Here is a 22083-nt window from a genome sequence, read left to right as displayed (position 1 = left end):
AAGAGAGAACGTCCCCGCCGTAGTCTTTCTACATACCGCTTCAGGACGACAACTTTCTATTGGGGATCGATATGGTCAAACACTTCACCCACGGGTGGGGAATGCGCGCATTCGTGCCGGTGTTACTCGGCTTGCTGTTGGCGGCATGCGGTGGAGGCGGAGGAAGCAGCAGTGCATCCGGCCAGCCCTCGTCTAGCTCGTCCACGGCAAGTACCTCCGGCGAAACAGGGGGCACATCGCCGGACTCTCCGGGTACTGGAGGCTCGACTTCAACTGGTACAACAAACCCGGACACATCCACGCCGACGCGTGCCGCAACGGCGCGTTTCTCTTCGCCTACGGGAATCACTTCCGATAGCAAAGGCAATCTCTACGTTACCGACACCGGTAACTACACGATACGAAAAATCGCTCCCGACATGAAAGTCTCCACGATTGCTGGAGCGGTTGGTGTCGCCGGCACGACAGACGGTCCGATAGAAAGCGCACGCTTTACGAATCTGCAGAGCATCACGGCGACGGCGGATGGCACCCTCTATTTCGTCGATGGCAATGCGATCCGAAAATTGTCTACCGAAGGATTAGTGACGACAGTTGCGGGAGACGTGAACGAGGAAGGCAATACAAGCGGACCGGGATCAAATGCCAGATTTAGGGAAATTGCAAATATTGCGATAGATTCCGATGGGAGCCTCTATGTCGCAGACCGCGGAAACAGCGCTATAAAAAGAATCGATAGAAATGGAAATGTCAGCATCTTTTATCAAGAAAAAGGACTTGTAAATGAACCCAACGGGCTCTCCTCATCCGGTGGTCTAGCAATAGACAGTGCAGGCGATCTCATCGTAGGGGATTTTTATGGGATACATAGGCTTTCAAGATCAGGAATACCTACTTTAATAGCCGGAGGAATCAGAAAAGATGGCGCACTTATTAGTGTCGATGGAATAGGTAGCAATGCCTCATTCATCCCTCTTCTTAACATAACCGTTGCGAATGATGGGACGATATTCGCTATCGAGAGCACAGTGAATGGGGGAAGATCAGGCGGCACACACAGCGTCGTCAGAAGGATCACTACAGACGGCACGGTGAAAACGATTGCCGGCAAACCTTACGATTTGAATCATGAAGGAAGTGCAGATGGAATCGGCCAAGAGGCAGATTTTTTCCTTCCCAGAGGGATCACCGCCAGTGTGGATGGAAACGTATACGTGGTGGATACTGCAAACGGCACAATTCGGCGAGTAACGCATGACGGCAAGGTAACTACCATCGCCGGAGCTCCGCGCCAGATAGAGAGCTCGGATTAGAAATGAGGCCAATCTCCCGATTGACCTCATTAGGTTTCGATTTCAAAACGTTCTATATACCGCTATTTCGCATCGCCGCGAAGGTGCATGCGGTCGCCGAATCGCCGTGCAAGGGAAGGATATGTGCCAGGAATGCCGGAATCGAACTTGACGGATGCCATCGCAGAATCGGTGGTATCTATCCCGGCGTGGTGAGTACGGGTGCCCGAATGTGGCAATCCGATGCGCATGGTCACGCAAACGAGTTCGGCCAGGGACGCCACCTGCATTTTTTCCATGACGCGCGCACGGTGCACCTTGATGGTTTTCTCCACGGTGCCGAGATCGGCGGCAATCTGCTTGTTGAGCTGGCCGGAGATGATGTGCTGCAATACTTCATACTCGCGCGGCGTCAGCATTGCGATGCGATCCCGGATGGATTTCCGTTCCGCGAAAATTTCCCGTGCGATGCAATCCTTTGCGATCGCATCGCGGACGGCCGCCAGAAACATGTTGTCGGAAAAAGGTTTGCTGAGAAAATCCACTGCACCATCTTTCATTGCCCGTACGCTGGCCGCGATATCGCTTAGTCCGGTCATGAAGACGATGAAGCGATCGCAGCCCGATGCGCGCAATGCCTGCTGCAATGCGAGGCCGCTTACATTCGGCATGATCATGTCGAGAACAATGCAGCCGGGGATGGAAGGATCGTGTCCCGCGAGAAACTCTTCGGCAGACTGGAAGTCACGCGTTTCGTAGCCTTCCGCACGCAGAAGCCGCTCCAACGCCTTGAGTATGGCGGGATCGTCATCAACGATGAAGACGGTCGGCGCATTGTTCATCCATGCTCTCCCGCATGTGCAGGCAGGTTGACGCGAAATGTCGCCCCGCCTTCCTTGTTGTTCATCGCCTCGATGCGGCCATCATGATCGGTGATGATGGAACGCGAGATGGAAAGGCCGAATCCAAGTCCATGCGCCTTGGTGGTGAAGAACGAATCGAACAGCCTGTCGATTGCATGCGGCTCGATACCTTGTCCCGTGTCGGAGATTTCCATCCGCACCATGCCGTCGTCACTGTTTGATGTGACGACGGCCAGTCTGCGCACCGCGTTCGCGCCGTCCATCATCGCCTCGCAGGCATTTGTGATGAGGTTGAGTAGTACTTGCTGCAACTGCACGCGGTCGCCACGCACGTTGAGGAGATTCGGCTCCATCCGAAGCGCGACATCAATCTTGCGTGCGATCAGATCGCTGCGGGCGAGGGAAAGCACTTCCGTCACCACATCGTTGAGATTCAGCGGCAGCAGCTTGATTTCGCCTTTCAGGAACAATGCGCGCAGCCTGTGTATGACGTCGCCCGCGCGCCTGTCCGCATCGACGATATCCTGCAGGATGTCGCGGATTTCATTCAGGTCGACATCCTCCCTCGCGAGAAACCGTTGGGCGGCATGCGCATTGCTCAGGATCGCGGTCAGCGGCTGATTGAGTTCATGCGCGAGCGCGGCGGAAAGCTGACCCAGTACTGCCACCCGCGCCAGGTGCGTCAACTGTTTGCGCTGCTTCTGCACACGCAATTCGATGCGGCGTTGTTCGGTAACGTCGCGCATCACGATGATGAAGGACACGTCGCCGGCATTGTCGAACGCTTCGCCGGACAGCAGAACATTCCGCACCTTGCCGGCCCGGTCGAGCATTTTCAGATCGCGTTGGCGAATGCAGACCTGTGACTGGATTCCTTTGCAGACGGCAATGCACTCCTCGTCATTCGCGAATATGCGCAACTCGCGCAGGCTGCGCCCCGCAGCCTCCGCACGGCTGTATCCGAACAGGGTTTCCCAGCCATGGTTCACGGCCAGAGTACGCGCGTCACGGCAGCGGCAGATCAGCATCGCATCGGAACACAAGCGAAACACTTTTTCGAAGCGGCCTTCCGAACTACACCCTGCATCTTTGGCCTGCTCGAGTTTCAGCGATATGTCGTTGTGTGCAGCCGCACACCGCTCCAGCTCTTCGCGTAATTGAGCAGAAACCTGCCTGTCCTTCGCCGGATCATCGACGTCGGTATTTCCACTCAACATTTGAACGATGCGTAACGGAGATGTTGCCTGTCTTCGGGATTTTTCTTTGAGCACATTTTTGCCATCGAAGGTTCTGTGATAAATCCAGACAGGATACAGGCGCAATAATTCTGACGATTCTCTGCCGTGAGCAGGTTATTTGAGGATTCGCAGCTTTTAATCGGAACTTGACGGTGATCGAGCGCAATGTTGCCGTGGGCGTCGTCACTTTGTGCGTTGACGCAAGAGCTGGCTCACGCAATGTTCCGGCATGCATGGCAATGCATTTGCCGATGATTGCGTTCAGAGGATGGGAGTTGCGCGAATTCCGGGTGTGATCATGCGCGAGCGCAGAGCCGGAAAACAAGAGGATGACTTTGCGGACGGCCGCGGGGGAATGCCGCTGAAGTATTGGTACCGTCCCGCGCCCTCTCATATCGCGACGCGGGACGCATGTCGGCAGCGACTTTGAACCGGTCGCTATCGGCTTGAATCAATGGATCGTCGAGACGATTCTCAACGTGCGGACGCTATCGCGTCCGCCGACATTCATTTTCCTTCGGCGGCAAGAACCTGCGCTGCCGCCACGACTACCGCTGCGATGCGGCCGACGTCGCGTAATTGCGTTGCCGTCATACCGACTTCCTTCAGCAGTTTGTAATGCGACTGGATGCAGAAATGGCATTTGCCGACGATGCTTGCAGCCAACGCGTACAGTTCGAAACGGCGGCGATCCTCACCACCGTGCGTGGCATACGCATTCATGCGCAGCTCCGGACGATGGGTCTTGAGATCGTTGTCGTCGGCCATTTCGACGTACGGGCACCACACATTGTTCATACCCATCAGTGACGCAGCGGTCAGCGCGGCATTCAAGTCGACTTCGGCGAGTTGGCCGGAATCGCGGATGGCATCAACGAGTGTCTTCGACTTCAATGCAAATGCTGCGGCGAGCATGGATCGACCGCACTGTCTTCGCCGCGTTTGCCGTGCGGGAAGTGGACGGACAATCGATTGACGATGCGATTGCCGATGCCGACGAAAAGCTGGTGTGCGTGTTCTTCTGGGGTATCGATTGTTTCAATTGCGACATGGCGAAGAAGGCGATGCTGGCGCGGCCCGATCCTATCCAGGCGTTTGATCTCGTGTGGCTGCACGCGAATGTCTATGCGCACCCTGAACTTGGCCAGCGGTTCGGCTTGCACGGCATTCCGGTTTTCATGTTCTTTCAGAATGGAAAGAAGCTTGGCCGCGCGACAGGATGGCACGGGCCGCAATTCGAGGCAGCGGTAGCCAATGCGCGTCTGAAGGCGGCAGGCAAGCCGATTGCATGAAGTGAAAGCTGTGGCGACCCATACGCAATTCACTCTTCATGGCACTTTTAATTGCGGCGATTGCCCAAATATGAATGGCTGCGCTGTTACGCAGAACCGGTGCGGCGTGCGTAATCGGTAATTGATCTGGAGGTCATCATGTTTCTTCGCCTGCTTCGTTTGCTGCGGTTCGTTGGCCGCGATGCGGTCGTGCTCTGGTATGCCTGTCGCAACCCGGCGACGCCGACCTTTCTCAAGGCGGGGGCGATCCTGCTGGTCTTGTATGCCATCTTCCCCATCGACATGCTTCCCGACTGGATTCCCGTCATTGGATGGGCGGACGATGTGACGCTGCTGGCATTGGCCATCCCGGCAATTCTCAAGCGGATACCGCCGCGCGTGCTTGGTGATGCCCAGGCTGCGGCGGGTGGCTGGCTGTCACGTCTGCGCTTGCGTCCCGGGAAGTCGTAGGCCCCTACCCCCTGCTGAATCTGTCTGCCTCGGCCGATTGAAACTCGGCCAACATCACGCAGTCTAATTTCATGCGTGATTGTGCATTCCGGCGCAACGCCGGTATGACGCGGCAAGGAGACTGTGATGAAGCGGAGCAAGGAGCTTGCGATTGCGATCCTGCTGCTCGGTTTGCTGGCAAGTACCACTGCATGGGCTCGGCCGAATGATGGCAGCGGCGTGGTGGCGTTCAAGGGGCATGCACACCGAGGTCATTTTCAGCAGCATGGCCGGGTTGCGATCATTGTCGGCACGCCGGTCGCCGGCGGCTGGAGCTACTACTACCGACCCGATTACCGGCCCGCGATGCCCTTGCCGTACTACGCTTATCCGTATCCGCAGGCGGTTGTGATCCAGAGTTCGCCGCCCCTGTTTATCGAGCAAGGATATGTCGATCAAGCGAGCGTGGAACAGGATGGCAACGCTGCACCGCAGACACAAGCTCCGCCCGTATCCTTCTGGTTCTACTGCAATAACCCGAAGGGATACTACCCCAACGTTAAATCCTGTTCGCAAGCCTGGCTGACCGTTCCGGCGCAGTCGCTGCAACGCCGTTGACGGAGCAATGGACATGCGTCGAATTCTCCATATCGGCATGTCATTCACAGCCCTTTTCCTTGCCGCATGCACGTCGGTACCGACAGGGCCGAGCGTCCTTGTGTTGCCGGGGACCGGGAAGAATTTCGATCAGTTCCGCGGCGACGATCTTGTGTGCCGACAGTTTGCAGAACAACAAGTCAACGGCGCAACAGCGAACCAGGCAGGTGCAAGCAGCGGTGTGGCGACTGCCATTGTCGGTACCATTCTTGGCGCTGCTGCAGGCGCAGCAATCAATGGCAGCAGTGGGGCCGGCGTCGGAGCCGGCACGGGGCTGGCATTGGGTGGCCTCGCAGGAACCGGAACGGCGCAAGGGGCAGCCTACTCCGTGCAACGGCGATATGACATCGGTTATCAGCAATGCATGTATGCGAAGGGACACCGGATCCAGTCGTATGGACGCAGCATGACCGAATTGCGCATCCCCGATTATCCTGTCCCGTCCGGCCCGCCGGGCGCAGTTCCACGTCCTCAGTAGTTTCTCTCTCTAGCGATGCGCAGCCAGGCTCGGCCCGATCCGGTCACGGATCAAGCCGCTGCCAGTTTTACTCCTGCCTGCGCTATTGAATCCAGGCATGTCGCCCCTACCTGCAAAGCTCATGTCTCGGTAATCGGATACCGGGCCCCCTTCCCTTTTCCTTTGCACTCATATGAGGCGACGCCGCTACGGATTTGTCATTATTGCCTTGCTGGCATTGCTGCACGCATATATCGGTCTGCGCATCCTGCCGGACTTGCCGCTTGCGCGCGCTGTTCAGGCGTCTGGTGTGCTGTGGCTGCTCGCCTCGGCGACGCTGATACCACTCGGCTTGCTGGCGTCAAGGTTTGCACGCCACTCATTGTCGGATCGCATTGCGTGGGCCGGCCTGTTCGCGCTGGGGGTGTTTTCTTCCCTGTTCGTGCTGACATTGCTGCGCGATGCATCCTTGCTGATAGCAATGCTGATCGGACTGCATGGGCCGGCATATGTACACGGCACGGCGATCGCGGTGCCGGCCCTTGCCGGGCTTGCCTCCCTCATTGGCTTTCTCAATGCGCGCCGGGTTGCGCGGGTGGTCGATGTCGACGTGCCAATCGCCGGACTGCCTGCGGCATTGCACGGATTTACCATCGCGCAGATCAGCGATATCCACGTCGGTCCGACCATCAAGCACGGCTATCTGGAGGCGATCGTCAACAGAGTCAATGCGCTGCAGGCGGATGTCATCGCGATTACCGGCGACCTGGTGGATGGCAGCGTCAGCCAGTTGAGGCCGCATACCGCGCCGCTGGCGAGATTGTCGGCACGGCACGGGACCTATTTCGTGACCGGCAACCATGAGTATTACTCGAATGCGCACGCCTGGATCGCCGAAGTGCGGCGGCTGGGCCTGACTGTCCTGCTGAACGAGCATGTCGTGCTGAACCACGGAGGCGCATCGCTGCTGGTGGCGGGCGTCACCGACTTTACGGCACATCATTTTGACGAATCGCACCGCAGCGATCCGCATGCGGCGCTCGCCGGTGCACCGCATGGTGTCGGGGCGAAGGTATTGCTGGCGCACCAGCCCCGCACGGCATCTGCGGCGGCCGATGCCGGATTCGACCTGCAATTATCCGGCCACACGCATGGCGGACAATTCTTTCCCTGGAACCTGTTTGTGCCGATGCAGCAGCCCTATGTCGCAGGTCTGAAGAAGTTGCGCGCGCTGTGGGTCTACACCAGCCGCGGCACCGGCTATTGGGGGCCGCCAAAGCGATTCGGCGCTCCCTCGGAAATCACGCGGGTACGTCTGGTGCCGGCGCTGACGTCATGACGGGCCGGAGCGCTTAGATCTCGACCTGCGTCCCCAGTTCGATGACGCGATTGCGCGGAACGCGGTAGTAATCCGCTGCATCGCGGGCATTGCGCGACAGCGCGGCGAACAGCTGTTCGCGCCACAACGCCATGCCGCCGCCGACGCTTGAAATCACGGTCTGGCGGGCGATGAAGAAGGAGGTTTCCATCATGTCGAAGTCCAGCCCCGCGCTCTTGCACTGGTCGAGCGCCAGCGGAATGTCGCGCTCGTCGGTGAAGCCGTAGTACACATTGACCTGGTAGCACTCGTGCCCGAGCGGTTCGACCTTGACACGTTCGGCGGGCGGGATTGTCGGGATGTCGGCATTGAATACCGTCAGGAAGATGGTGCGTTCATGCAGCACCTTGTTGTGCAGCAGGTTGTGCAGCATGGCGTGCGGCACGCCGTCGCCTTCGGCACGGAAGAACACGGCCGTGCCGCCCACGCGCACCGGCGGTCCCATGAAGAGCGACTGCAGGAAGTCGCCGAGGCCGATCGAATGCTTCTTCAGGTTTTCGAACACCAGCTCGCGTCCGGTCCGCCACGTCATCATGAGCAGCACGATCGCGGCACCCAGCACCAGCGGAAACCAGCCGCCATGAATGATCTTGAGCGTGGTCGAGGAAAAAAGGGCGATATCGATGACAAAGAAGAAACCGGTCGCCGCCCAGCACAGCATCAGCGGATAGCCCCAGCGGTAGCGGATCACGAAGAAGGTCAGAATCGTCGTGATCAGCATGGTGACGGTGACGGCGATGCCGTACGCGGCGGCGAGATTGGATGACGAGCCAAAACCGATCACGGCGAGGATGACCACGAAGCACTGCAGCCAGTTCGCCAGCGGAATGTAGATCTGTCCGATCTCGTGCTTGGAGGTATAGATGACTTTCATGCGCGGCAGGAAGCCGAGCGATATCGCCTGATGCGTCATTGAAAAGGTTCCGGAGATGGTTGCCTGCGACGCGATGACGGTCGCCATGGTGGCAAGGATCACCAGCGGGTAGATGCTCCATGGCCCCAGTTGCTGATAGAACGGGTTGGAAGCCGCTTCCGGATTCGACAACAGCAGCGCGCCCTGCCCCAGATAGTTGAGCGAGAGTCCGGGAAAGACCACGAAGAACCATGCGGCGCGGATCGGTTTCTTGCCGAAATGCCCCATGTCCGCGTACAGGGCTTCTGCTCCCGTGAACGCCAGCACGACGGCACCGAGTGCGACAAACGCCAGCCAGCCGTTTTGCAGCAGAAAATGGAGCGCATTGAGCGGATTGAGCGCGGCGAGAATGGCCGGGTTTTCCACGATATTGACGATGCCCATGCCCGCCAGCGCGACAAACCAGATCAGCATGATCGGACCGAACCATTTTCCGATGCCGGCCGTGCCCGCTTTCTGGACCAGGTACAGCGCCACCAGCACCGTCACCGTCAGCGGCACGACGTAAGGCTTGAATGCCGGGGTGGCGACTTCCAGCCCTTCGACCGCGGACAGCACCGAGATGGCAGGCGTGATGACGCCGTCACCGAAAAACATGGCAGCGCCGATCAGGCCCATCAGCATCACCGGGTAATACCAGCGCGATTTGTCCGTCACGGCGGACAGCGCCAGCGCCAGCAAGGCCATGATGCCGCCCTCGCCGCGATTGTTGGCGCGCAGGACGAGGGTCACGTATTTCAGCGAGACAATGATTGTCAGGCCCCAGAAGATCAGTGATACCGCACCCAACACATTGGCCGTGGTGAGCGCAAGGCCGTGCGATTTCGAGAATATTTCCTTCATCGTGTACAAGGGACTTGTACCGATGTCGCCGTAGACCACGCCGATGGCAGCCAGAGTGAATGCCGCTAGTTTGTTTTTGGATGTATCGGAGACCAAAGGGAGCCTTGAATCGGACATGTTGTAAAACGCGTATCTTACCGGATCGATGTTATTGCCCACCATGGGAATGCGCTTTCATTGCGTTCCGCATATTCCGGCACGACAGCCTGCCGGGTTTCCGCAAAGCCATACTTCTGGTTCGCGTCACCGCATCATTTGGCGCAACACAATACGCAAGGCGCGCCGGCGCGCTAAAAAGTGAGTATTTCCGGTTGCAACGGCCATGCCGGACTCGCGTGCCGTCACATCCAAAGATTGCCTGCCGTGGGCAAAATTTACCTAAGATGAGTATGGTGAGTATGGGCGCGCCAACCGATTGCGACATCGCTGCGCCAAACCTGGCTTGAAATGATGAACGGCTCCTTCATTCGTCGGATTGCGGTGATTCTGGGCTTCGCCGCGCTGTGTTGCAGTGTCCATGCGGCCCCCGCGCCGGTGGTCATATTGACGCTCGACGGCGCAGTCGCGCCCGCCTCCGCGGACTATATCAATCGCGGAATCACGCGAGCTGCACGTGATGGCGCGCAGCTCGTGGTACTCATGGTCGATACGCCTGGCGGGCTCGACACGTCAATGCGCTCCATCATCAAAACCATCCTGGCATCGCCGGTGCCGGTCGCGGCCTTTGTCGCGCCGAGCGGCGCGCGCGCCGCCAGCGCCGGCACGTACATCCTGTACGCGAGCCATATTGCCGCCATGGCACCGGGCACGAATCTCGGAGCAGCGACTCCGGTGCAAATCGGCGGCAGCCCCGAACCGGCCGCGCCCGACAAGCCGGCAACGGGAAAAAAGGACGAAAAGAATGACAAGAACGACAAGAGCAAGAAGCCGGACGAGGGAAAACCGCCTGAAACGCTGACCGGCCAGCCCATGACGCGCAAACAGGTCAACGATGCCGCCGCCTACATCCGCGGGCTTGCGCAAATGCGCGGGCGGAACATGGAATGGGCGGAGAAGGCGGTGCGCGAAGCGGTGAGCCTCTCGTCCGAAGATGCCTTGCAGCAGCATGTGGTGGATTATGTTGCGACCGATCTGGCGAATCTCCTCCAGCAGCTCGACGGCAAGAAGGTCAATGTGCAGGGACAGGATAGAACACTGCAGACATCCGCTGCGCCGCAAATACGCTACGCGCCTGACTGGCGGGTGCGTTTTCTTGCCGTGATTACCGATCCCGGCATCGCGCTCATCCTGCTGGCGATCGGTGTCTACGGTTTGCTGTTCGAATTCATGACGCCCGGCATGGTGCTGCCCGGCGTGCTGGGAGGCATCTGCCTGCTGCTTGCGCTGTATGCGTTGCAGTTGTTGCCCGTCAATTACGCGGGGCTGGCGCTGATCGTATTGGGACTCGCATTCATGATCGGAGAAGCATTCTTTCCGAGTTTCGGCACGCTCGGACTGGGCGGCATCATTGCCTTTGTGTTCGGCGCGGTGATTCTGATCGACACCGAGTTGCCGGGGTTCGGCATTCCGTTTGCACTGATTGTCAGCATCGCTGCATTGAATGCCTTGCTGATTGCGGCCATCGTCACCGTCGCGGCAAAGACGCACAGGCGCAAGGTCGTCATCGGCGAACGCGAAATGATCGGCATGGTTGCGGAAGTGCTGGACGACACGGCATGGGCGCGCGTGCGCGGCGAGATTTGGCGGGTCGTCAGCAAGACACCGCTGCAAAGCGCGCAAAAGGTAAAAGTACTGTCGCGCAACGGACTGGTGCTGGAAGTCGCGCCCCTCGGCAATCATGACAAAGGAGAGTGAGCATGTTCTTCGAGTTCGGATTCGGCGCCCTTGCGGCGCTTGTCATCGCGTTCATCGTTACCTCGATCCGCATCCTGCGCGAGTACGAGCGCGGCGTCGTGTTCCAGCTCGGACGATTCTGGAAAGTCAAGGGGCCGGGATTGGTGCTGCTGATTCCGGGCATCCAGCAGATGGTGCGCGTAGACCTGCGCACGGTGGTGCTCGACGTGCCGACGCAGGATGTGATTTCGCGCGACAACGTGTCGGTGAAGGTCAATGCCGTTCTCTATTTCCGCGTGGTCGACCCGGAAAAGGCGATCATTCAGGTCGCCAATTTTTTCGAAGCCACCAGCCAGCTTGCACAAACGACCTTGCGCTCGGTACTCGGCAAGCATGAGCTGGACGACATGCTGGCCGAGCGCGAACGGCTCAATATCGATATCCAGCAGGTGCTGGATTCGCAAACCGATGCGTGGGGAATCAAGGTGACGACCGTGGAAATCAAGCATGTCGATCTGAACGAATCGATGGTGCGCGCAATTGCCCGCCAGGCCGAAGCGGAACGCGAACGGCGCGCCAAGGTGATCCATGCAGAGGGCGAATTGCAGGCATCGGAAAAACTGATGCAGGCCGCACACGTGCTGGCGCAGCAGCCGGGGGCGATGCAGTTGCGGTACATGCAGACCTTGAGCACGATCGCCGGCGACAAGTCTTCGACGATCGTTTTCCCGCTGCCGATCGAGTTGTTGAGCGGCATGATTGACATGAGGGAAAAACCACCGCCGGGCCCCGCCATCACCTGATCTTTCCATGAATGCGCTGACATCTTTTGGCATCGTCACCAGGCTGACGGCTCCGTTTCGAAAGCTGCATTTTCTTCGCGGCAGTTCACGGCTGCTGTTCGCATGGCCGCTCGGCGCACTCCTCGTTGGCTTGATCGGTTGGCAACTATTGCTGTCCAGCCTGGACGAGCAGCGGATCGAGCGCGAAACCGTTGTCCTGCATGAGGCGGAAATATTGTCACGCACCTATGCGGATCAACTCGTCCGCACGCTCGAGGCAGTCGATCAGATTCTTTTGCACGTGAAATACGAATGGGAATTGTCCGGTGGAAAGCTCCGCCTTGAGGACATCAGCAAGCGCGGCCTCTTTCCGCCTTCCTATCTGTTCAACGTCTATATTCTTGACCGCAATGGGAAAGTGCTGACGACGACCATTCCCGACGCGCTGGACGTTGATGCGACGGATCGCCCGTACTTCGCGCTCCAGAAGAGCGCACTCTCGGATTCGTTCTACATCGGACAAGCGCTCTACAGCGAGTCGGAGCGAAAGAATGTCATTCACTTCTCGCGTCAGCTGAGGGACAAGAACAACGCTTTCGATGGCGTGGTCATGGTGTCGGTCATACCGGCTTATCTGACCGCCGGCTACGACACAGCCACATTGGGGGATTCCGGCTTGCTTGCGCTCGTCGGTTTCGACAAGCTGATCCGCGCGACCCGCATCGGCAGTAGCCCTTATCCGGTGCAGACGCCGGCGCTGCTCCGGATGCCGCGCTTCCTTTCGGAAAGCGGAAGCGCATTGTTCAACGGGCGCGACTGGTTCCGCGACGAGCGCAACCGTTACATCGGCTGGCATCCGGTTGACGGATATCCCTTGATCGCGATCGCAGGTATCGACGAAAAAACGGCATTCGCCTCGTACTGGAACCATCACGCGTCGTCGATCCGGGATGCCTTGTGGGCCACGGCGGGCCTGCTCGCATTCATGCTGACGGGGCTGGTGCTGTCGATGCGGCTGGCCTGGCGCAAGCACCAGCTGGTGCTGACCCAGGCAACCTATCGCATGGCGACCGAAGGCGGCAACGAAGGGTTTTATATCGCGCGGCCGATCCGCAGCGGCGGTGCGGAGGTCAGCGATTTCGAGATCATCGATTGCAACCAGAGGGGAGCGGAGTTTCTGCGGCATCGGCGCGAAGAATTGATCGGCAAACGCATTTCCGCCATTTACCAGAATGCCGGCCCACCCCGTCTGTTGATCGGCATGCGGCAGGCGCTGGAAACGGGCGCATTCGAAAACGACATCAAGGTGTCCGCGGGAAGCCCGGTTGTCTTGCGCTGGATCCATTTGAAGATCGTGCGCTCGGGCGGTGATCTGGCGATGACCTTGCGCGACATCAGCGATGCCAGAGAGCATGTCGAAGAACTGGAGCGGCGCGGCAACGAAGATGCATTGACCGGACTGCCGAACCGGCACTGGGCGCAGAGTTATCTTCCGGCGATGATCGAACGCTCCGCGCCCGATGGCGACATGCACGCCCTGCTCTTCATCGATCTGGACGGCTTCAAGGCGGTCAATGACACGATGGGGCATGCGGCGGGCGATGAACTGTTGAAGATTGCGGCGCGCCGTCTGAAGGTCGCGGTGCGGCCGCACGACAAGGTGGTCAGGATCGGCGGCGACGAGTTTGTCGTCATCATCGAAGACATCGCACAGCGCAGCGATGCAGCGCACGTTGCGCGGCGCGTGCTGCATGCCTTTCAGGAGGGTTTTCGATTGACCCAGGGCGTGCGTTCGGTGGGTACGTCAATCGGTATCAGCATCTTTCCTTCCGACGGATCGGACGCCGACACGCTGCTGAAGAATGCCGATATCGCGATGTATTCCGTCAAGACCGGCGGCAAGTCGAACTACCGCTTCTATGATCAGAAGTACTACGAAAAGCTGCGCGCCCGGCACGACAAGGAGGATGACTTGCGCCGCGCCATCGAGAACGACGAATTCCTCATGTATTACCAGCCGCGCGTGGACATCTCGACCGGGACGACATCCAGCATGGAAGCACTGGTGCGCTGGCAGCATCCGTCCAAAGGCTTGCTGGAGCCGCTTGATTTCATCCCGCTGGCCGAGGAAACCGGATTGATCGCGGGCCTCGGCGCATTGGCGATAGAGAAAGTGTGCGCGCAGCTGGCGCGATGGGCAAAGACCGGCCAGGAGCTTGTGCCTGTCTCGATCAACGTCTCGCCGCGTCAGTTCGACAAGACCGATGTGCCGAAACTGCTCGCGGAATCGCTTGCGCATCATGGCGTTGCGGCGCGCCTGGTGGAGATCGAAGTGACCGAATCGTCGATGATGAGCCACGGCGGCGAGGTGTCCGAGGTGCTGGCGGCGATTCAGGGCATGGGCATCAAGCTGCTGGTGGACGATTTCGGAACCGGTTATTCGTCGCTGTCGCAGCTGCAAAGTCTGGATTTCGACGTGCTGAAGGTTGATCGTGCGTTTACTGCCGGGCTGGAAAAATCGGAGCAAGGCAACGTGCTGTTCGCCGCCATCATCACCATGGCGCATGCACTGGGAATGCGCGTCGTCGCGGAAGGTGTCGAGAACGAGCGGCAGATCAGGATTCTGAAGTCGCTGCGCTGCGACGAGATACAGGGGTTCTACATTTCGAAGCCGCTGCCGCCGTCGGAAACGCAGCCGATTCTGCCGAAATGGTTTTTCCCGTCCACGGCCTGAGCGGCGTGGCGCGCCGGGTTGGCGGCATGCCACCCGGCTGCAGTGTCGCTAACCCGCGCTATTCAAGGCTATTTTCAAGGCTATTGCTTCGTACCCGTGTCGGCGGCACCTGATGTACTGCCGGCGTCCTTGCCCGGCTTTGCCGCAGGCTTCTTGGCGCCGTCATGCTTTCCCTGCTTGCCGGACTTCGTCCCCGAGTCGCCCGAGGTTTCAAGCTGACGCGAACGCATTTCCTCCGCCCTGCGCTCGACGTCGGCAATCTTTGCTGGATCGGTGCTCTCGGTGAGAGTGCTGGTCGGGGCTGGCGTCGCTGCACTTGCAGCCGCCGAAAAAAGGGATATCAACGCGATGAGTAGCGTTTTTTTCATGCTGATCTCCAAAAGTTTACCGAAGGGAATACAGAGTGTCAGACATGAAATATGACTGCGCGCGCGTACTTCAGTTTCTTTGATCGCCGAAAATCACGGCGGATCGCGTGGATTGCACGAACATGCTTGCATGACAGCATGTTCGTGCAATCCGGACGTGCGCCTCAATGCAGCTTGATGCGTGGTGCCGTCTTGCGTCGCAGCCAGTGCGTGAGCGTATCGAGCGTCATGCGCCAGAATCCCGACAGCGCCATCACGTGCATGCGATACAGCGAGGTGTACAGCAGGCGCGCCAGAATGCCTTCCACAAACAGGGAACCGCTGATCAGGTTTCCCATCAGATTGCCGACTGCGCTGAAACGCCCCAGCGAGACCAGCGAACCGAGATCGCGAAATTCGAATTCGGGCAAGGATTTTCCGGCCAGATGGTGGCGCAATGCCTTGAACAGGAAGGTCGCCTGCTGATGCGCGACTTGCGCGCGCGGCGGCACCGGCTTGCCGGTTTCACGCGATGGGCAGCTGGCGCAGTCGCCGAAGGCGAAGATGCTCGGATCGACTTCCGTTTGCAGGGTTTGTGACACGATGACCTGCCCCTGTCTGTTGACCGGCAGACCCAGTGTCGCCAGCACGTCCGGCGCGCGGATGCCCGCTGCCCAGACGATCAGATCGGCCGGAAGATTCTTTCCGCTTGCGGTCAGTACCGCGCGCTTCTGGATTTCGGTGACGCGCTCCGCCGTCAGCACATCGATGTTGAGCTTGCGCAGGAGCTTGGTGGTCTCGACGGATACCCGCTCCGGCAATGCAGCGAGGATGCGCGGGCTGGCCTCGATGACGGAAATGCGCACGTCGCGCACCGGGTCGAGCTGGTGCAGGCCATACGCCCGCAGCACCTGCGCGGTGTTGCGCAGTTCGGCGGAAAGTTCGACCCCGGTTGCGCCGCCGCCGATGATCGCGATGTTGACTTGCGGCCGCTCATGCGCTGCCTGCTCGCCCAGCTTGTTTTGCGCGCGCATGCAGGCCGCGATCAAATGGCGGCGGAAGCGTTCTGCCTGGGCCATGGTGTCCAGCGCAATCGCATTCTCTTCCGCGCCGGGCACGCCGAAGAAGCTGGTCACGCTGCCGATCGCGAGCACCAGCGTGTCGTAGGTAATATCGCGCTGCGGCAGGATCTCGACGCCATCGATGTCGAAGCTCGCACCGACCGTGATCCGTTTCGCTTCCCGGTTCAGCGCGACCAGCTCGCCCTGCTGAAATTCGAAGTGATGCCAGCGCGCCTGGGCAATGTATTCGACCTGGTGAGTATGGATGTCGAGACTGCCGGCTGCGACTTCATGCAGCAGGGGTTTCCATAGATGCGTCGGCGATCGATCGACCAGCACGACCTCCAGTTCTCCGCGTCTGGCCAGCTTGTCGCCGAGTTGCGTCGCAAGTTCCAGCCCCCCTGCCCCGCCGCCGACGATGACGATGCGATGCGGCGTCGCTACATCCTGCGCGCGCGAAATTGCTTCAGGCAATGAATTTTTCTTGTTCAAGATAGTCCGGCTTTCTGAAGTTGAGATGTTTGATTGCGCCGCAGTCATTTTATGATGGAATGCGAGCGGTCATGACGGCAACGGGGAAGCCTGAAGTGAGATGTCAGGAAATAATGCGCAGGAAATAATGCGCAGGAAATAATGCGCAGGAAGTGATGCGGCGGGAACTGATGGTCTCGGAAACCTATCTTGCGCTTGCATCCATCGGATTTAAAACGCACGTCGTCCACGATCAGCGTATTCCGGCCTGCCGTCACGGCAAAGCTCATGCCGTCGAGCAAGGCCTTGCGCATTTCCCCCGGCGACATGTCGGACAGTTTGCCCAGCACGCTTTCTGGAAGAGCCGCCTCCTTCATGTCCGGCAATTCAGTTTGATCCTGTCAACCGGCATTGAAGTGACGTACATCAACTTCCGGGATGGAATCTTTTCCGCGAAAGCGGACTCACTTGCTTGACACAGCTTGAAACATCTCTTCTCTTGAAATGGGTTCGAGCGTATACATCTATGTACCGGGTTCAACAGGCATGCTTCAAGTACATGCAAGACCAGTTCAAACCATTGAAACTTGCCGTGCCGCCGACGAGACGAAATTTGCGTTATTGACGAAAGCGTTCTTCGCATCACCGCTTGCACGCATCTTGCTAACACTTGCTCATGAGTGGTCTGTTGACGGCGACAGGTTTCGACCCACGTGACGATGAATTCATTGACTGTGATCAGCATTCGATTTTTCGGCAGCGCCCTATACTTAAACCAAGAACTGGAGAAACATTACCCGCTTTCGAATGTCCATCAGTTACATCCCAATCACCTGACGGGGAACACACGATGACGAATCAAGCAAACCTCCACCAAAGCGACCGGAAAGAGAGTTTTCTCAAAAGCCTGGTGGACTTCACAAAGAACCACCACGCCGTGTACTGGTCGGGTGGTCTCTCCAGTTTTCTGGAGGAGATTCTCCCGAGCGACCCGCAGGGCGTCGCGCGCAGCTCGCATCAGTACATGTGGGACATGATTCGGTGGATGAGTTCCGAGGATGAGAACGGCGCTTTTCGTTGCCGCCTGTTTGACGAGGAGCTGTTCGGGATCGACGAATCGATCGCCCGCGTGGTCGACTACTTCAAGGCCGCGTCGGCAGGATCTGAAGTCGGCCGCCGGCTGCTGTTGCTTCTCGGCCCGCCCTCCGGCGGCAAATCAACACTCGTGATTCTCCTGAAGCGCGGGCTGGAAGAGTACAGCTTCACCGACGCGGGCGCGATCTACGCGGTCAAGGGCTGCCCGGTGCATGAATCGCCGCTGCATCTGATCCCGCATTCCCTGCGTGCCTCGTTCCGTGAAACCTACGGAGTCGAGATCAAGGGCGAAGTCTGTCCGCATTGCCGTTCACGGCTCGAAAGCGAGTACAGCGGCGATTTCATGAAAATGCCGGTGGAACGGCTCTTCATCTCGGAAGCGGGACGGGTCGGGATCGGCACGTACGCACCGCACGACCCCACCACGGCGGATCTCGCCGATCTGGTGGGCTCCGTGGATTTGTCCAAGGTTGCGGAATACGGCGACGAAGGCGATCCGCGTGCCTGGTCGTGGTCCGGTGCGGTCTATGCGGCCAGCCGCGGCTTGCTGGAAATGATCGAAATCCTGAAGGTCAAGCGCGAGTTCCTGTACCTGTTGCTGACGCTGACGCAGGAAAAGAATGTGAAGGTGTCGCGCTTCCCGCTGATCTATCTCGACGAAACGATTCTGGCGCATACCAATCTTGCCGAGTTCCGCCGCTTCCTGCAGGAGAGCGAGAACGAAGCGCTGCTGGACCGCATGGTCATCATCCAGGTGCCGTACACGCTGAATTACAAGGATGAGGCACGAATTTACAAGAAGCTCATTTCGTCCGCCGCGCCGGCGTTCCGCGAAGTGCACCTCGATCCGCATACGCTGCATGCGGCGGCGGTGTTCGCCATCCTCACCCGCCTGCACGAAAGCGAGGAAAAGGAATTTGAGCTGAGCAAGAAAGTCCGTCTCTACGGCAACGAGGAGGTGGAAGGTTACGCGCATGCCGATGTGGAACGCATGAAACAGAAAACGCCGGACGAAGGATTGGCCGGCATCTCGCCGCGCTTCGTCATCAACGCGCTGTCGAACGCCATCATCCAATCCAATGTCAAAAGCCTGACCACCATGGATGTGCTGCTCGCCATCAAGGATGCGATCGAAAACGACGCCCGCATCGACCCAAAGAAGAAACGCAAGTGGGTCGATTATCTGGTGTTGGCGCGCAAGGATTTCTACAACCGTTGGGTCAAGGAAGACGTGCACAAGGCGCTGTTTGTTTCGTTCGAACAGGAGGCGCAGGACTTGCTCGACAAGTATCTGGATGAAGTGGAAGCCATGCTCGACAACCGGCAGATCAAGGATCCGATCACCAACGAGGAACGCAAGCCGGACGAACGTTTCCTGCGCGCGGTGGAGGAAAAGATTCACATCTCCGACTCCGGCAAGCAGTCCTTCCGCCAGGAAGTCGTGCGCAAGGCGATGGGTGCATACAAGCGCGGGGAAAAATTCACGCTCGACAGCCATGCGCAATTGCACAACGCGGTGCAGCAATACCTGTTCGAGCAACGGCGCGATGTGCTGCGGCTGGTGAGTTCCAGCACGCGCCCGGATGAGGAAGTGAAGCAAAAGATTTCTGTCGTCGAAAAACGTTTGGTCGATGAATACGGCTACGACAGCCACAGTGCCCGTGAGGCGCTGAACTATGTCACCACGCTGATGGCGCAGGAATGACGGCACGCTCATGGTGCCGCATCACGCGCGAACGTGGTGTATTGGAATCTCGATATGGCTGACCACATTACGATGTCTGTTGAAACGCCGTGGTATGACTTGTTTTCCCGCGGTGCGCGCGACTGGTTGCGCCACAACGAGAAGGTGCGTGAAGCGGTGCAGCGGAACCTGCCCAATCTCGTCACCGGCCCCGACGTCATTACCGGCTCGCAAGACCGTACCGTACAGATTCCGGTACGGTTGCTGGAGCATGCGCGCTTCAGGTTGGCCGATCCGCATTCTCAATCCAGCGCCGGTCAGGGCAAAGGCAGCCCCGGCGACATCCTGCGCCAGGCGCAGCCGGATTCGGCGGAAGAAGATGGCGAAGGCGGCAATGATGAGGGCGAAATCAAGCTGCTTCTGGAGTTCAAGATCGATGACATCATCGACTGGCTGTGGGAAGAGCTGCAGTTGCCCGACCTCCAACCCAAGCGCAACACAAGCGTCGATGACGATGAGATGGTGCGCGAAGGCTGGGACAAGCGCGGCGCGCGTGCGCGACTGGATCGCCGCCGCACCGTGAAGGAAGCCGTCAAGCGGCGCGCCATTCAGGAAGACCCGGTACCGTTCACGAATGACGATCTGCGGTTCCGGCAGCTGGTGCAGCGGCGCAAACCGGCGACGAATGCGGTCGTCCTGTTCGCGCTGGATGTTTCCGCCAGCATGACCGATGCCGAACGCAAGCTGGCGAAGAGCTTCTTCTTCTTCGTCCTGCAAGGCATACGACGCAAATACGCAAAAGTGGAAACGCGCTTCATCGCCCACACGACGCAGGCATGGGAATTCTCCGAAGGCGAATTCTTTAATGTCAGCGGCACCGGCGGTACCGGCGCATCGACGGCATTCAGGCTCGCGCTCGACATCATCGAGAACGAATACGATCCGGCGCAATACAACGGCTATCTGTTCTATGCATCCGATGGTGAAAACTTTACCGAAGACCGTCCCGCAGCGATCGAGAGTCTGACGAAACTGAGCGGCTTGCTGAACTATATCGGTTACGTCGAAACCGTTCCCGGTTCGCCGCGCACCAGCGAAACCGAGATGAAAATGCTGTGCTCCGACCTTGAACGCACCGGCGCACCGATCGGCAACTGCGCGCTCACCCGCCACGATGATGTGTGGAAGGCGATACGCAAATTCTTTGTGCGGCAGCAGGCTGAATAAGGAAAGACGACTCCATGTGCACCGATGTTGATTCCCTGAAGGACTATTCGGCGCGGATCGAAAAGCTCGCGCGCGAACAAGGACTGGATTACTTCCCGGTCGATTTCGAACTCGTGACCAACAATTTCATGATGGAAATTGCGGTCTACGGCTTGCCTGTGCGCATGCATCACTGGTCGTTCGGGGTGCGTTATATCCATCAACTGATCCGGCAAGGCATGGGGCATTCGCGCATCTTCGAAGTGATGTTCCCTGGCGATCCATGCCGCGCCTTCCTGGTCAACAACAACACGCTCCCGGAAAACACACTGGTCACCGCCCATGTGCTGGGCCACGCGGACTTTGCAAAAAACAATCACCTGTTCGCGCAGTTCATGCAAATGGCGGGCGGCCACATTCTCGAGGAAGCTGCAGCGCGCGCGCATCGGATCGAAAACGCAATCAACGTCCATGGACAGGAACAGGTGGAAGAGGTGCTCGATGCCGCGCTTGCGCTCGAACCGCACATCGATACCAACAGGGAGCTGCACCGCTCTCTGTACCCTGTGCAGACGCCGAAAGCGGAGCTCTTGCCGGAACCGGATGTATTCCAGAAGCGTTATCACAATCTGCCTGGAGAGAAGCCGGTGCAAGGGATGCGATCGCCTCCGCCGCGCGCATCAGTCCCGCCGCAGCCGGAATACGACTTGCTGTGGTTCATCGCGCACTATGCGCCGGACATGGAGGATTGGGAACGCGACATCTTCCTTGCCGTACGTGAAGAGTCGTTCTATTTCTATCCGGTATTCGCATGCCAGATCATGAATGAAGGATGGGCATCGTACTGGCATGCACGCTTGCTGCGCGAGGCGGATTTTTTGCCGCACGATCTTTATCTTTCAGCGATCAAAGCGCATTCCGATGTCGTGCGTCCTTACGCGTCCGAGCGTCAGCTCGCACTGGCAGTCAATCCCTATCACCTCGGGTTCTCGATCTGGGAAGACATCATCGAGAAGAAAGGACTCGAAGCCGCACGGCAGATCTGCAAGGAAGAAGATGACTTCGGATTCGTCCGCAATTATCTGAGCGCGGAGCTGATCGACAAGCTTGACCTGTTTGTCTATGAGGCGCGCGACGACGGAGATATCAGGATCGTCGAGCGCGATATTCATGCGGTGCATGAGGCGATTCTCGCGCCGAAGTTCAACTATGGCGCACCGCGCATCGCTGCCAATCATCTTCATGTGGACGGCAGCTTGCAACTTTTGCATGACCATCAAAGCGATGGACGCGGACTCGACCTCGCGCGCGCGGAACGCGTACTGGAATATATCGGCCGTGTGTGGAGACGGCCAGTGACGCTGCATACGGTGGGCGAACGCGGCGAAGCGCGCGTGGTTACCAGCAGAAGGCTGTGACTGCCCTTCCGCGGCGGCATTCCTTTTCCGGATATCGCATTGCACACCGAGCATGTTGAGCATGCCGGACATCCGGGTGTTTCTGCACTA

Annotated in this window: 18 protein-coding genes and 1 pseudogene; 12 read left to right on the top strand and 7 right to left on the bottom strand. The window is 58.6% G+C overall.

Going from position 1 to position 22083, the window contains the following annotated elements; all coding sequences use genetic code 11:
• Positions 1 to 71 precede the first annotated feature (71 nt).
• Positions 72 to 1313 (top strand): NHL repeat-containing protein, encoded by a 1242-nt coding sequence (locus tag D3870_RS08680; protein WP_147375750.1) that lies wholly within the window; start codon positions 72 to 74, stop codon positions 1311 to 1313.
• A gap of 62 nt (positions 1314 to 1375) precedes the next feature.
• Here D3870_RS08680 and D3870_RS08675 read toward each other — a convergent pair whose 3' ends face one another.
• From D3870_RS08675 to D3870_RS08665, 3 genes and pseudogenes are all read right to left on the bottom strand, one after another.
• A complete protein-coding gene (locus tag D3870_RS08675) occupies positions 1376 to 2134 on the bottom strand; it encodes a response regulator transcription factor (protein ID WP_119738315.1) in 759 nt (252 codons plus the stop codon).
• Positions 2131 to 3372, bottom strand: a complete 1242-nt coding sequence (locus D3870_RS08670) for a two-component system sensor histidine kinase NtrB (RefSeq protein WP_119738313.1) — start codon at positions 3370 to 3372, stop codon at positions 2131 to 2133. The genes D3870_RS08675 and D3870_RS08670 overlap by 4 nt, the downstream gene beginning before the upstream one ends.
• Positions 3373 to 3900: 528 nt before the next feature.
• Positions 3901 to 4305: pseudogene (locus tag D3870_RS08665) on the bottom strand (carboxymuconolactone decarboxylase family protein); the annotation flags it as partial.
• Here D3870_RS08665 and D3870_RS08660 point away from each other — a divergent pair.
• From D3870_RS08660 to D3870_RS08640, 5 genes are all read left to right on the top strand, one after another.
• Positions 4293 to 4685, top strand: a complete 393-nt coding sequence (locus D3870_RS08660; RefSeq protein ID WP_242489912.1) for a thioredoxin family protein — start codon at positions 4293 to 4295, stop codon at positions 4683 to 4685. The pseudogene D3870_RS08665 and the gene D3870_RS08660 sit on opposite strands and share 13 nt — an antisense overlap.
• A 138-nt stretch (positions 4686 to 4823) precedes the next feature.
• Positions 4824 to 5135, top strand: coding sequence for a YkvA family protein (locus D3870_RS08655; protein WP_119738309.1), 312 nt, complete (start codon positions 4824 to 4826; stop codon positions 5133 to 5135).
• A 126-nt stretch (positions 5136 to 5261) separates the two neighbouring features.
• A complete protein-coding gene (locus D3870_RS08650; protein WP_147375749.1) occupies positions 5262 to 5732 on the top strand; it encodes a hypothetical protein in 471 nt (156 codons plus the stop codon).
• A gap of 13 nt (positions 5733 to 5745) precedes the next feature.
• The gene (locus tag D3870_RS08645) at positions 5746 to 6249 is read left to right on the top strand and encodes a hypothetical protein (RefSeq protein WP_147375748.1); all 504 of its coding nucleotides are present in this window, start codon (positions 5746 to 5748) and stop codon (positions 6247 to 6249) included.
• Positions 6250 to 6421: 172 nt separating this feature from the next.
• A complete protein-coding gene (locus tag D3870_RS08640) occupies positions 6422 to 7567 on the top strand; it encodes a metallophosphoesterase (protein WP_119738303.1) in 1146 nt (381 codons plus the stop codon).
• A gap of 13 nt (positions 7568 to 7580) precedes the next feature.
• On the opposite strand, the gene D3870_RS08635 is transcribed toward D3870_RS08640, so the two are convergent.
• Complete coding sequence (locus D3870_RS08635) at positions 7581 to 9479, bottom strand: potassium transporter Kup (protein WP_119741871.1); 1899 nt, start codon at positions 9477 to 9479, stop codon at positions 7581 to 7583.
• Positions 9480 to 9812: 333 nt separating this feature from the next.
• Between D3870_RS08635 and D3870_RS08630 the strand changes: the two genes are divergently transcribed.
• From D3870_RS08630 to D3870_RS08620, 3 genes are read left to right on the top strand one after another with little or no spacing between them, the layout of a single operon-like run.
• A complete protein-coding gene (locus D3870_RS08630; protein WP_119741869.1) occupies positions 9813 to 11216 on the top strand; it encodes an NfeD family protein in 1404 nt (467 codons plus the stop codon).
• A gap of 2 nt (positions 11217 to 11218) precedes the next feature.
• Entirely contained in the window at positions 11219 to 11998 is a 780-nt protein-coding gene (locus tag D3870_RS08625; RefSeq protein WP_119738301.1) for a slipin family protein, read from the top strand.
• A gap of 7 nt (positions 11999 to 12005) precedes the next feature.
• Positions 12006 to 14711: a bifunctional diguanylate cyclase/phosphodiesterase gene (locus D3870_RS08620; RefSeq protein WP_119738299.1), complete on the top strand. Its 2706-nt coding sequence runs from the start codon at positions 12006 to 12008 to the stop codon at positions 14709 to 14711.
• An 80-nt stretch (positions 14712 to 14791) separates the two neighbouring features.
• Here D3870_RS08620 and D3870_RS08615 read toward each other — a convergent pair whose 3' ends face one another.
• The 3 genes from D3870_RS08615 to D3870_RS08605 all read right to left on the bottom strand — a co-directional run bounded on the left by D3870_RS08615 (position 14792) and on the right by D3870_RS08605 (position 16976).
• Positions 14792 to 15079, bottom strand: a complete 288-nt coding sequence (locus D3870_RS08615; RefSeq protein ID WP_147375747.1) for a hypothetical protein — start codon at positions 15077 to 15079, stop codon at positions 14792 to 14794.
• A 164-nt stretch (positions 15080 to 15243) separates the two neighbouring features.
• Positions 15244 to 16593, bottom strand: coding sequence for an NAD(P)/FAD-dependent oxidoreductase (locus D3870_RS08610; protein WP_242489911.1), 1350 nt, complete (start codon positions 16591 to 16593; stop codon positions 15244 to 15246).
• Between the two features lie 62 nt (positions 16594 to 16655).
• On the bottom strand, positions 16656 to 16976 hold the full coding sequence (locus D3870_RS08605) for a hypothetical protein (protein WP_147375746.1): 321 nt from the start codon (positions 16974 to 16976) through the stop codon (positions 16656 to 16658).
• Between the two features lie 464 nt (positions 16977 to 17440).
• Here D3870_RS08605 and D3870_RS08600 point away from each other — a divergent pair, with 464 nt between their 5' ends.
• From D3870_RS08600 to D3870_RS08590, 3 genes are read left to right on the top strand one after another with little or no spacing between them, the layout of a single operon-like run.
• Complete coding sequence (locus tag D3870_RS08600; RefSeq protein WP_119738292.1) at positions 17441 to 19390, top strand: serine protein kinase; 1950 nt, start codon at positions 17441 to 17443, stop codon at positions 19388 to 19390.
• Between the two features lie 54 nt (positions 19391 to 19444).
• Positions 19445 to 20596 carry a DUF444 family protein gene (locus tag D3870_RS08595; protein ID WP_242489910.1) on the top strand — a complete coding sequence of 384 codons (1152 nt, stop codon included), beginning with the start codon at positions 19445 to 19447 and terminating at the stop codon, positions 20594 to 20596.
• Between the two features lie 14 nt (positions 20597 to 20610).
• Positions 20611 to 21993 carry a SpoVR family protein gene (locus D3870_RS08590; RefSeq protein WP_119738291.1) on the top strand — a complete coding sequence of 461 codons (1383 nt, stop codon included), beginning with the start codon at positions 20611 to 20613 and terminating at the stop codon, positions 21991 to 21993.
• Positions 21994 to 22083: the final 90 nt, after the last annotated feature.

Origin of the sequence: Noviherbaspirillum cavernae (genome assembly GCF_003590875.1) — a bacterium.
Taxonomy (GTDB): domain Bacteria; phylum Pseudomonadota; class Gammaproteobacteria; order Burkholderiales; family Burkholderiaceae_D; genus Noviherbaspirillum; species Noviherbaspirillum cavernae.
This window is presented reverse-complemented; position numbering and strand designations above follow the sequence as displayed.

Excerpts from the sequence above, each read along its gene's own strand:
- D3870_RS08680 (WP_147375750.1), top strand. The coding sequence starts at position 72 with ATGGTCAAACACTTCACCCACGGGTGGGGAATGCGCGCATTCGTGCCG.
- D3870_RS08675 (WP_119738315.1), bottom strand. The coding sequence starts at position 2,134 with ATGAACAATGCGCCGACCGTCTTCATCGTTGATGACGATCCCGCCATA.
- D3870_RS08670 (WP_119738313.1), bottom strand. The coding sequence starts at position 3,372 with ATGTTGAGTGGAAATACCGACGTCGATGATCCGGCGAAGGACAGGCAG.
- D3870_RS08660 (WP_242489912.1), top strand. The coding sequence starts at position 4,293 with ATGCTGCGGCGAGCATGGATCGACCGCACTGTCTTCGCCGCGTTTGCC.
- D3870_RS08655 (WP_119738309.1), top strand. The coding sequence starts at position 4,824 with ATGTTTCTTCGCCTGCTTCGTTTGCTGCGGTTCGTTGGCCGCGATGCG.
- D3870_RS08650 (WP_147375749.1), top strand. The coding sequence starts at position 5,262 with ATGAAGCGGAGCAAGGAGCTTGCGATTGCGATCCTGCTGCTCGGTTTG.
- D3870_RS08645 (WP_147375748.1), top strand. The coding sequence starts at position 5,746 with ATGCGTCGAATTCTCCATATCGGCATGTCATTCACAGCCCTTTTCCTT.
- D3870_RS08640 (WP_119738303.1), top strand. The coding sequence starts at position 6,422 with ATGAGGCGACGCCGCTACGGATTTGTCATTATTGCCTTGCTGGCATTG.
- D3870_RS08635 (WP_119741871.1), bottom strand. The coding sequence starts at position 9,479 with ATGTCCGATTCAAGGCTCCCTTTGGTCTCCGATACATCCAAAAACAAA.
- D3870_RS08630 (WP_119741869.1), top strand. The coding sequence starts at position 9,813 with ATGAACGGCTCCTTCATTCGTCGGATTGCGGTGATTCTGGGCTTCGCC.
- D3870_RS08625 (WP_119738301.1), top strand. The coding sequence starts at position 11,219 with ATGTTCTTCGAGTTCGGATTCGGCGCCCTTGCGGCGCTTGTCATCGCG.
- D3870_RS08620 (WP_119738299.1), top strand. The coding sequence starts at position 12,006 with ATGAATGCGCTGACATCTTTTGGCATCGTCACCAGGCTGACGGCTCCG.
- D3870_RS08615 (WP_147375747.1), bottom strand. The coding sequence starts at position 15,079 with ATGAAAAAAACGCTACTCATCGCGTTGATATCCCTTTTTTCGGCGGCT.
- D3870_RS08600 (WP_119738292.1), top strand. The coding sequence starts at position 17,441 with ATGACGAATCAAGCAAACCTCCACCAAAGCGACCGGAAAGAGAGTTTT.
- D3870_RS08595 (WP_242489910.1), top strand. The coding sequence starts at position 19,445 with ATGGCTGACCACATTACGATGTCTGTTGAAACGCCGTGGTATGACTTG.
- D3870_RS08590 (WP_119738291.1), top strand. The coding sequence starts at position 20,611 with ATGTGCACCGATGTTGATTCCCTGAAGGACTATTCGGCGCGGATCGAA.